Here is a 10,240-nt window from a genome sequence, read left to right as displayed (position 1 = left end):
GCGGCGGGTCGAGCAGGACCACCGTCACCACGGCCATGGCGCCGAAGGGGCACGGCAGGCCGGTGAAGTAGCTCGACCCCGGAGCCTGGCAGGAGAACCGCGCCAGGCGCACGATGACCGCGAGCAGCACGGCGCCGCCCGCCGCCACCGGCAGCGTGTCGGGGCCCTCGGCCCGCATGCCCCACACCACGAAGAAGAACGCGGGGGCGAACCCGAAGCTGATCACGTCGGCCAGGTTGTCCAGTTCCGCGCCCATGCCGCTGCTGCCCAGCTTGCGCGCCACACGGCCGTCGAGCACGTCCAGGGCCGCCGCGACGAGCATCAGACCCACGACCGTGGCCATGGCCGTACGCGGCAGCGGGCCGGCGATCCCGGCGGCCTCCTGCGCGGACTGGGCCACCACCAGCGCCCACACCGCCAGGAAGCCGCACAGGGCGTTGCCGAGGGTCAGGTAGTCGGCCAGACCCAGACGGAGGGTGGGGGCCGTCTCCCGGGGGGAGGAGGGGACGGTCCGTTCGGCCGCCACGGCGTCCTCAGTCGGCGTCAAGGCGGGTTTCTCCGGCACGGACCTTCTGGCCGACCTCCACCGCCGGGGTGATCCCGGGCGGAAGGTAGACGTCGACCCTGGACCCGAACCGGATGAGCCCGATCCTCTCGCCTTGCTCGACCTTCTGCCCCGCAGCGAGATACGGGACGATACGCCTGACCATCGCGCCGGCGATTTGAACGACCGTGATCGCACCGATCTCGGTTTCAAGGGTCCAGATGACGCGCTCATTACGCTCGCTGTCCTTGTCGAATGCGGGGCGGAAGCCGCCCGGGCGGTGCTCGACGCCTGTCACCACGCCGGCGAGGGGGGCACGGTTGACGTGCACGTTGAGGGGGTTCATGAACACCGCGACCCTGGTCCGGCCGTCGGGCTGGAGGTCGAGGCTCTGCACGACGCCGTCCGCCGCCGACAGCACCCGTCCGGTGGCCGGTCCCCGCTCGGGGTCGCGGAAGAACCACGTCATCCCCGCCGCGAGGGCGACCACCGGGACGGCGAGCGCCGCACGGGTCNCGGCTCCGGCTGCTCCCAGGGCGGGCAGCAGCCACGGGGCCGATCCCCGCGCCATGCCCCAGCGCGGACGCGCCGGGGGACGGTGGGAGACGGATGAGGAAGCTGAGTCGTCGGTCATCGAGCACTTTCGTCGCGGGTGTGTCGGTTCGCCCGCACATCGGTTACCGCTGTGAGGGTCGGCCCGGGGACCCTCCCGGGCCGGCTTGCGGAAAACCAGGGATGACCGGCCCTCCGCGCCGCGCACCGCTGGCCGACGGGGCGGCCGTTGGAACACTGGATGCGATTATCCCCGATTCCGCCGTGTCCGGGGCGCGGGTGCGTACTGCCGCGCCGCACGCGTGAGGCCCCCGGTCGCACGTGCGGCACCAGGATCGTATGACACCTACTCGACCGGCTCCAGGGTGAGGGCCACGGAGTTGATGCAGTACCGGTCGTCGGTGGGGGTGGCGTACCCCTCGCCGTGGAAGACGTGGCCCAGGTGGGAGTCGCACGTGGCGCACCGCACCTCGGTTCGGGCCATGCCCAGGGACCGGTCCTCGTGCAGGGTCACCGCGTTCGAGTCGGCGGGATCGTAGAAGCTGGGCCACCCGCAGTGGGAGTCGAACTTCTCGTCGGAGCGGAACAGTTCGGTACCGCAGCCGCGGCAACGATAGACGCCCGTGGTCTTGGTGTCGACATAGGCGCCGCTCCAGGGGCGTTCGGTGGCCGCCTGGCGCAGAACCGCGTACTCCTGCGCGTTGAGCCGCTCCCGCCACTCCTGGTCGGTCTGGGGAATGCCCTGGGGCCCGGTGTCCGGGGCCTGGTCCGCTGAGTCATCCATGGGATGACGCTACCCCGAATCGGTCTCGGATGCCGCCTCAGCGACCTTCGTGGCGTAACCCTCACAAAAGACTCGTGAATTGAGAAACCATCCCTCATGGCCATATACACCTAACTTCGCCTTAGGCGACGTTCGGTGGCCAAAGTGGCGGGTACGGCTGTAACCAGGGCCAGTGGTCGATCAGTGCACTTGAGGCAGGTGACATGGCTGTTACAGCTCAACAGGCACTCGGAGTAGGTAGACGACCGCTGCGCGTGGGCAGGATCCGATACGGACTGTGGTGGATCGATCAGATCACCGCGGGCGCACGGTCCCGGATGGGAGCCGTCGCGGGCGGAGCGGCCACGGTGGGCCGCGAGCTGCGCTGGGCCGCCGTGCTCAGCGTCCGCGCCACGGCTGTGGGGATCGACCGTGCCAGGCCCGAGCCCTGGAGTGAGCGCAGACTGCTGTTCTCCGCCACGGTCGTCGCCGTGTGCGCCCTGGCGGTCGCGCTCGTCCTGGGGTTCGGTGTGGCGCGGTGGGCGATGACCGCGTCGGACTCCCTGCCCTTCGCAGCCGCGGGGGCGTTGGCGGTGGGACTGGTTCTCCTGCCGTTGGCGTACCTGGTGTTCGCCTCGAAACGGGGCGGTCGCTGAAGTCGGTCCGAGAGGGGAGGGGTGCCCGGTGCGGCGCCCCTCCCGTTGTCTCCCCCGTTCCCCGGCGCGCCGGAGAACGGGGCGGGGCGCGCGGGGAGGGACCGCCCCGCCTCAGGCGTCGAAGTCGTACCGCAGCACGTACGCCGATCCGTCCATGGTGATCTCGTTGAACTCCACCGGCCGGTGCTCGGAGGTCAGCGCGGTGCGCGCCACCTCCAGGACCGGGGTGCCGGGTGACAGTTCCAGTTCCTCGCTCTCCTCGGGTGTGGGCATGCGCACGCGGATCTCCTCGGTGAAGTGCGCCGGTGCGTGTCCCAGTTCGGCCAGGCGCGCGTAGATCCCTCCCGGCCCACTGTCGTGCTCCCGGACGCGGTGGGCCGCGGAGGCCGGACCGCCCTCCAGGACGGGCAGGGGCAGGTGTGACACGGCGTGCTGTACCGGCCGCCCCTCCAGCAGGTAACGGCGCGAACGCCGCAGCACACCGGCCCCCTCGGGCAGTTCCAGCGCGCGGGCCACGTGTTCCTCGGGTACCGCCTCGCCCACGCGGAGGCGGTCCACCTCGTACTCCCGGTCCTCGCTGTCGGTCTGCCAGATCGCGCGCCCGTTGCCCCACAGGTCCTTGGACAGGCGCCGGGCGCCGTGTCTTCGCAGGGGCCGGAACAGGCGCACGTAGATGCCCGAGCCGCGCACGGCCACGGCCAGGCCCTCGTTGATCAGGACGGAGAGCGCCTGTCTCGCGGTCGCCCGTGCGACGCCATGGCGTTCCATGAGGGCGTTCTCCCCGGGCAGGCGGTCGCCGTCGGCGTACCGTCCGGAGCGGATCTGTCCGCGTAGTTCCTCGGCTATCTCGCGATAGACCGGAGGGGATCCGTTTTCGGACGTCGGCACCACGTTCATCCTCTCGGCCGGGGGGCCAAGCCGGTAAGCCCCGTCAATGCGGTGTGTCCTGTGTCCAGTGGTGGTGTTCCCAGTGGATGGCACACCTCGGGTATGTCCGGTTGCGGGATGGTTCATGCGTGGTTGTGGGGCGGCCGAAACAGACCGGTTACCGGCGGGTCCTCCGCAGACGCCCTATTCCCTGACGTAACGCGCGAACAGACTTCCCTGGGCCTCCAGCAGATGAGCCATCCGCACGGGTGTGCTCTGCGCGGAGGCCTGGTCCGGTGCTCCGGGGGTGTCCGGACCGCCCGCGACGATGCGCGGCGCACCCGAGCCCAGCAGGTGCGGGCTCAGGGTCAGGCACAGTTCGTCCAGCAGCCCCGCCGCCACGAACTCCGCGAGCAGGTGCGGACCGCCCTCGGTCAGCACCCGGTACAGTCCGCGCTCGGCGAGACCGTTCACCACGTGCGCGGGTGTCACCGAGACCCCCTCCACCACCACGACGTCGGCGTGTTCGGCGATCGCCCGGCGGCGTTGCGCGGGGGAGTCGGACGTGGTGAAGACCAGGGTGCGCGCGTCCGCCGGTGCCTCGGTGACCAGGGCCTCGGGAAGGTCGAGCGACCGGGAGACCACCGCCACGGCCGGCGTCCGGGGCCGCCCGGCGCGCAGCCCCTCCCAGGCCCTGCGGACACGGACCGGGCCGTAGCCCTCCACACGTGCCGTGGCCGCGCCCACCAGAACCACGTCGCACAGGGCGCGCAACGCGCCCATCACCCTGCGGTCGGGCGCCGAGGACAGGTCCCTGCTGCGTCCCGACGGGCCGATGGCGCCACCGTCGGCGCTGGCCACCATGTTGGCGCGCACCCAGGGGCGGTCCAGGTCACCGGGGTAGGCGTAGGCGGCGGCCGGGTCCGCGTCCGCGCCGCCCGGGGAGGGCAGCAGTTCACGGAACGCGATGGGGGCGGCGGTGGCGTCCGCGCCGCCGGTGTGTGTGCTCGACATGGTCACCATTGTGGAACGGGGATGACCGGATGGTCACACCTGGGAGGGGAGTGGTGTCGGCGGCTGCGGAGGAACGGCGAACCTCGTGGGCGGGAAGGACGTGCTCCCGCGCCGCCGCCGNCCCGTTCCCGCCAACCGGCTCGAACGGTTCCCCGAAGCGCGTGCGGCCGTCCACCATGGTCGGAGTCGTGGTCCGGGCGTGTTCTCCCGTCCCGGGGCGCGTGTGCGGCCGTCCACCGGTGCCGTGACCGGCCCGGTGGACGGCCCGTGGCCCCGACCGGCACGGGCCGGGGCCACGGCCGCTCAGGTCCGGGAGGCCGGTGCGCGCTTGTGCGACACCCGGCGCAGCAGCAACAGGGCGCGGTCGATCACCCGCACCGGTCCGGAGGCGGCCACGAACGGCCGCCCGTCCACGTCCGGTTCGGCCGTGTCCAGCACGGTCTCCCAGGCCATTCCGTACCTGGTCCCCGGGACGGTGAAGTCGACCGCCTCCGGGCCGCTGTTGAGCAGCAGCAGGAACGAGCCGTCCTGGATCCGCCGCCCGCGCGGGTCGGGTTCGGTGATGGCGTCACCGTTGAGGAACACGCCCAGGGCCTGGCCGGTGGAGTCCCAGTCGTCGCCGGACATCGTCCTTCCGTCCGGCCGCAGCCACACGATGTCGGGCAGGTCCTTCTTCCCGGCCTTGGCGCCGCCCACCGGACTACCCCGGAAGAACCGGCGCCGCCGGAACACCGGGTGGTCGCGGCGCAACCGCGCCAGCGTGCGCACGTAGTCCAGCAGGTCGTTGTCGGGCTCCTCGTCCTCACCGAGCCCGGCGCCCTTCCAGTCGATCCAGGAGATCTCGTTGTCCTGGCAGTAGGCGTTGTTGTTGCCGCCCTGCGTACGCCCCACCTCGTCGCCGTGGGAGAGCATCACCACCCCCTGTGACAGGTACAGGGTGGTGAGGAAGTTGCGGACCTGGCGGCGGCGCAGCGTGATGATCGCCGGGTCCTCGGTCGGCCCCTCGACGCCGTGGTTCCAGGACCGGTTGTCGTCGGTGCCGTCGCGGTTGTCCTCGCCGTTGGCCTCGTTGTGCTTGTGGTCGTACGACACCATGTCGGCCAGGGTGAAACCGTCGTGGCAGGTGATGAAGTTGATGGAGGCCATCGGTCTGCGGCCGTCGTCCTGGTACAGGTCGCTGGACCCGGCCAGCCGCGAGGCGAGCTCGCCCACCACGGGCTGGCCCCTCCAGTAGTCGCGCACGGTGTCGCGGTACTTGCCGTTCCACTCGGTCCACAGCGGCGGGAAGTTGCCCACCTGGTAGCCGCCCGGCCCCACGTCCCAGGGCTCGGCGATCAGCTTGACCTGCGAGATCACCGGGTCCTGCTGGACGATGTCGAAGAACGTGCTCAGCCGGTCCACGTCGTGGAACTCCCGGGCCAGCGCCGAGGCCAGGTCGAAGCGGAACCCGTCCACGTGCATCTCCAGGACCCAGTACCGCAGCGAGTCCATGATCAGCTGCAACGAGTGCGGATGGCGCACGTTCAGGCTGTTGCCGCACCCGGTGTAGTCGAGGTAGTAGCGCTGGTCCTCGTCGCTGACCCGGTAGTAGCTGAGGTTGTCGATGCCGCGCAGCGACAGTGTGGGCCCCATGTGGTCGCCCTCGGCGGTGTGGTTGTACACCACGTCGAGCAGGACCTCGATGCCCGCCTCGTGCAGCGACTTCACCATCGCCTTGAACTCCTGGACCTGCTGTCCGCGCGAACCGCGTGCCGCGTATCCGCTGTGCGGGGCGAGGTAGGCCAGGGTGTTGTACCCCCAGTAGTTGGTGAGTCCACGGGCCACCATGGCGTGCTCGGGCACGAAGTGGTGCACGGGCATGAGCTCGACCGCCGTCACCCCCAGGGAGGTGAGGTAGTCGATCATCACCGGGTGGGCCAACCCCGAGTAGGTGCCCCGCTGGTGCTCGGGGATACCGGGGTGGCGCATGGTCAGTCCGCGTACGTGCGTCTCGTAGATCACCGTCCGGTGGTAGGGCGTGCGGGGTCTGGACTCGTTGCCCCAGTCGAAGAACGGGCTGACCACCACGCACTTGGGCACGTAGGGCGCGCTGTCCCTGGTGTTCTTACGGTCCGGGGAGGCGAAGTGGTAACTGAACAGGGATTCGTGCCAGGTGAGGTTGCCGTTCAGGGCCTTCGCGTAGGGATCGGTGAGTAGTTTGTTCGGATTGCAACGCAGTCCGTGCTCGGGAGCGTAGGGGCCGTGGACGCGGTACCCGTACTGCTGTCCCGGTCCGACACCGGGAAGGTAACCGTGCCAGACGAAACCGTCGTATTCGGTCAGAGTTATGCGGGTCTCCTCGCCGTCGTCGTCGAACAGACACAGGTCCACCCGTTCGGCGGCCTCGGAGAACAGGGAGAAATTGGTGCCGTACCCGTCGTAGGTCGCACCGAGCGGATAGGAGCTACCTGGCCAGACTTCCACCATAGGCGTCGTCAGTCTCTTGGAGTCGGTGCCCTCGGAAGGGGGGCCGGGGCCGCGTGCCCGACCGTCTCCGGAAGGGATCCCACGGGCCCGCTCCCCGTCCGAAGACAGGCGGTCGTGTTTTGTGACGACTTCTTTGTTCCGCTCCGGACACCGAAGTATGCCGAACTGGCCGATGATCATTCATCGGCTGCCCCTCTTTGAGGTTTTTTGCTGGAATTATCAGGGTTAAGGGTGGTAATCGGTATTGGTGAGGTTGGTGAATTCCGTTCCCGGGGCTGACCCGTTCCGCGTCTCCGCGCACGGCGGGGATCACGGTCGGTCGAACCCCTTCCGGCCTGCTCCCGGCCCCCCGGGCCCCTTCCGGCTCCCTCCCGCCCCGAGGACGTCGGCGGCGCGGTCACGGGTCGAAGAGCGGGAAAGGCTCCGCCCGTGCCCCGTCCGGAGCCCCACCGGCCGAACCCTTCCCGGCTCCGTCCGTGCCCTCCACCCCGGGCCTCACCGACGCGGCCGGGCCCGCTCCAGGATCAGTCCGGTGTCCACGCCCCGGGGCAGGGTGCCGAACACGTGCCCCCACTCGCCTCCCAGGCGCGACGCGGTGAACGCCTCGGCGACCGGCGTGGGCGCGTGGCGCAGCAGCACCGACGCCTGGAGGGTCAGCGCCATCAGTTCCACCACCGACCGCGCCCGGTACTGGGCCTCCTCCAGGTCGCCCAGGGCCTGCTCCAGCCGCTTGACCGCCGCGTCGTAGTGGTCGTCCACGCCCGCGGCCGTACGCAGCTCGGTCAGGAAGGCCTCCAGCGACTCCGGTCCGCGGGCCATCGCGCGCAGCACGTCCAGCGCAGCCACGTTGCCCGAGCCCTCCCAGATGGAGTTGAGCGGGGAGTCCCGGAACAGCCGGGGCATCCCCGACTCCTCCACGTACCCGTTCCCGCCCAGGCACTCCAGGGCCTCGGCGGCGTGCGCGGGCTGGCGCTTGGTCACCCAGAACTTGCCCACGGCCACGCCCAGGCGGCGGAAGGCCGCCTCGGAGGCGTCACCGTGCACCGCGCGGTCCACGGCACCGGCCAGACGGGCCATCAGCGCGGTCGCGGCCTCCGACTCCAGCGCCAGGTCGGCGAGCACGTTGCGCATCAGCGGCTGTTCGACGAGCGTTCCGCCGAACGCGCTCCGGTGCTCGGCGTGGTGCAGTGCGTGCACCACCGCGGCCCGCATACCCGCCGCCGAACCGATGACGCAGTCCAACCTGGTGCTGTTGACCATCTCGATGATCGTGGGCACGCCCCGTCCGGGTTCACCGACCAGGTGGGCGACGGCACCGTCGTACTCCAGCTCCGCCGACGCGTTGGACCTGTTGCCGAGCTTGTCCTTGAGCCGTTGGATGTGCAGGGCGTTGCGACCGCCGTCCTCCAGCACCCGGGGCACCAGGAAGCAGGTCAGCCCCTCGGGCGCCTGGGCCAGGGTGAGGAAGACGTCGCCCATCGGCGCCGAGGTGAACCACTTGTGCCCGGTCAGCACGTGGTGGCCCTCCGCCGTGGGAACCGCGCGCGTGGTGTTGGCGCGCACGTCCGAACCGCCCTGCTTCTCGGTCATCGACATGCCCGCGAGGAGCCCGCGCTTGGTGTGCGGCGCCCGCAGCCCGAAGTCGTAGACGCGCGCGGTGAGCAGCGGCTCGTAACGCCGCGCCAGCTCCGGGGCGTGGCGCAGGGCCGGGACCACCGCGTAGGTCATCGAGATCGGACACCCGTGACCGGACTCGGGCTGGGACCACAGGAAGAACTTGGCGGCGCGGGCCACGTGCGCGCCCGGGCGCTGGTCCGCCCACGGCGCGGCGTGGAGGCCGTGCTCCACCGCCTGGTCCATGAGCACGTGGTAGGCGGGCTGGTAGTCGACCTCGTCCACCCGGTGGCCGTAGCGGTCGTGGGTGCGCAACACCGGCGGGTAGGCGTTGGCGGACTCGCCCCAGGCGCGGACCCGCTCCGATCCGGCCGCGTCGCCGACCTCGCGCACCTCCTCCTCGGCCCATCCGGCGCCCTCGCGCCGCAGGCCGTCCAGGAGCGCGGGGTCCTCCGCGGCCGCGTAGTCGCCGAGCGGGGGCGCCTGGTTGAACACCTCGTGTGTGGGGGGCACGGCGGCCACCTTTCCGTTGCTGGTCACTGGCGGTCGGGTGCGGGAATCCTATCCGCGGTCGGGACATCGACCAGAACCGGGTTCGGTCTCGCCGGGGGCGGAGGCGTTTCCCGGGGCGGAAGCGGCTCAGGGCCAGAGCAGCCCCTGCTCCCAGGGTGCGTCCGTGCCCGTACGGGCGTAGCGCAGCCGGGTGTGGCGACGGTCCCGGTCGGCCTGCCAGAACTCCACCTCCGTCGGGCGGACCAGGTACAGGCCCCAGTCCTCGGGCACCAGGTCCGGATCGCGCTCCAGTCTCCCCCGGTCCTCCACCGCCGTCCGGTCGACGTCCGCCGGGTCGGCCAGGGGCTCGCTCTGTCTCCCGTGCAGACCGGCCACCCGCGACTCCAACGGCCGTGCCAGGTAGTCGGCGGCGCACTGTTCGGGGCTGGCCAGCTCCGCACGGCCGCGCACCCGCACCTGGCGCCCCTGCCCGTTCCAGTAGAACAGCAGCGCCACGTTCGGGTTCCTGGCCAGGTCCCTGCCCTTGCGGGAACCGGTCGTGGTAGCGAACCACCACCCCTCGGGCGTGAAGTCCTTCATGATCACCACCCGCGCCGACGGTTCCCCGGCCTCGTCCACGGTCGCGACCGTCATCGCGTGCGGCTCGGCCACACCGCCGTCAAGCGCCGTGGTGAACCACTCCAGGAACAGTTCCGCCGGATCCCCGGGCGCCGCCCCCGGATCGAAGTCCGGCAACTCCCCGGCGAACACCGGCAGCCCCCGCAACAGGTCGCGGACACCGTCCCGCACCGACCTCTGTTCCCCCGACACGGCCACCTCCACGGCTCGCTTCGCTCTCTCCGCGCACCGGAGCCCTCCCGCTGCGCCACGTTCCCGATTCTTCTGGTCCGCGACCACCCGGACAAGGGCCTTCCCGGGACTGTGGATGACCCCGAAGAGGAGAGAAGGGACGTGTGCGGGGAGGTGACCGGCCACCACCGGCTCCCGGTCCCGGAGAACGGCCGGACCGGGACCTCAGGCGGTGTTGGCGGCGTGCCTCGCGGCGACGGCGGCGTCGTAGCGGTCCAGCACGACCCGGGCCATCTCCGGCACGTCACCCAGCGCCCCGGACACCGCCCACGCGCCCGCTTCCAGCGACCGGGCGCGCACCCTGTCGGCGAAGAACCCCGGCGCCAGCAGATAGGTCGCCACGGCCACCCGTGACGCACCCGCTTCACGCAGGGCTGCCACCGCGTCCCCCGGCCGGGGGGT

9 protein-coding genes and 1 pseudogene (1 of these 10 cut by a window edge) are annotated in these 10,240 nt (G+C 71.1%); 1 reads left to right on the top strand and 9 read right to left on the bottom strand.

Annotated elements, in window-relative coordinates; all coding sequences use genetic code 11:
- The 3 genes from D455_RS0120560 to msrB all read right to left on the bottom strand — a co-directional run.
- Nucleotides 1-547: the 5' portion of a CDP-alcohol phosphatidyltransferase family protein gene (locus tag D455_RS0120560; protein WP_026122828.1), read on the bottom strand. The gene continues 257 nt to the left of window position 1, outside the view; the window shows 547 of its 804 coding nt (coding positions 1-547); it begins with the start codon at nt 545-547; the stop codon falls past the left edge of the window.
- On the bottom strand, nt 534-1,178 hold the full coding sequence (locus D455_RS0120555; RefSeq protein ID WP_026122827.1) for a phosphatidylserine decarboxylase: 645 nt from the start codon (nt 1,176-1,178) through the stop codon (nt 534-536). Before D455_RS0120555 ends, D455_RS0120560 begins: the two co-directional genes overlap by 14 nt.
- A gap of 264 nt (nt 1,179-1,442) precedes the next feature.
- Nucleotides 1,443-1,880 carry a peptide-methionine (R)-S-oxide reductase MsrB gene (gene msrB / locus D455_RS0120550; RefSeq protein ID WP_017572574.1) on the bottom strand — a complete coding sequence of 146 codons (438 nt, stop codon included), beginning with the start codon at nt 1,878-1,880 and terminating at the stop codon, nt 1,443-1,445.
- Nucleotides 1,881-2,134: 254 nt separating this feature from the next.
- Here msrB and D455_RS0120545 point away from each other — a divergent pair, with 254 nt between their 5' ends.
- Nucleotides 2,135-2,515 carry a hypothetical protein gene (locus D455_RS0120545; protein ID WP_017572573.1) on the top strand — a complete coding sequence of 127 codons (381 nt, stop codon included), beginning with the start codon at nt 2,135-2,137 and terminating at the stop codon, nt 2,513-2,515.
- Nucleotides 2,516-2,626: 111 nt separating this feature from the next.
- Here the strand turns inward: D455_RS0120545 and D455_RS0120540 are convergent, their stop codons facing one another.
- The 6 genes and pseudogenes from D455_RS0120540 to D455_RS0120515 form a co-directional block, all read right to left on the bottom strand.
- Nucleotides 2,627-3,412 carry a GntR family transcriptional regulator gene (locus D455_RS0120540; protein ID WP_017572572.1) on the bottom strand — a complete coding sequence of 262 codons (786 nt, stop codon included), beginning with the start codon at nt 3,410-3,412 and terminating at the stop codon, nt 2,627-2,629.
- 174 nt (nt 3,413-3,586) lie between these two features.
- Complete coding sequence (locus D455_RS0120535; RefSeq protein ID WP_026122825.1) at nt 3,587-4,396, bottom strand: dihydrofolate reductase family protein; 810 nt, start codon at nt 4,394-4,396, stop codon at nt 3,587-3,589.
- Nucleotides 4,397-4,699: 303 nt separating this feature from the next.
- Nucleotides 4,700-6,862, bottom strand: a complete 2,163-nt coding sequence (gene glgX, locus D455_RS0120530; protein ID WP_017572570.1) for a glycogen debranching protein GlgX — start codon at nt 6,860-6,862, stop codon at nt 4,700-4,702.
- A 495-nt stretch (nt 6,863-7,357) separates the two neighbouring features.
- Complete coding sequence (locus D455_RS0120525; RefSeq protein ID WP_026122824.1) at nt 7,358-8,989, bottom strand: acyl-CoA dehydrogenase family protein; 1,632 nt, start codon at nt 8,987-8,989, stop codon at nt 7,358-7,360.
- 126 nt (nt 8,990-9,115) lie between these two features.
- On the bottom strand, nt 9,116-9,805 hold the full coding sequence (locus D455_RS0120520) for a pyridoxine/pyridoxamine 5'-phosphate oxidase (protein WP_083922335.1): 690 nt from the start codon (nt 9,803-9,805) through the stop codon (nt 9,116-9,118).
- A 198-nt stretch (nt 9,806-10,003) separates the two neighbouring features.
- Nucleotides 10,004-10,240: pseudogene (locus tag D455_RS0120515) on the bottom strand (sirohydrochlorin chelatase); the annotation flags it as partial.

The sequence above is a fragment of the Nocardiopsis halotolerans DSM 44410 genome, assembly GCF_000341065.1.
Taxonomy (GTDB): Bacteria; Actinomycetota; Actinomycetes; order Streptosporangiales; family Streptosporangiaceae; genus Nocardiopsis; species Nocardiopsis halotolerans.
Note: the sequence above shows the minus strand (reverse complement) of the source record. Positions and strands in the feature narration are given on the sequence as shown.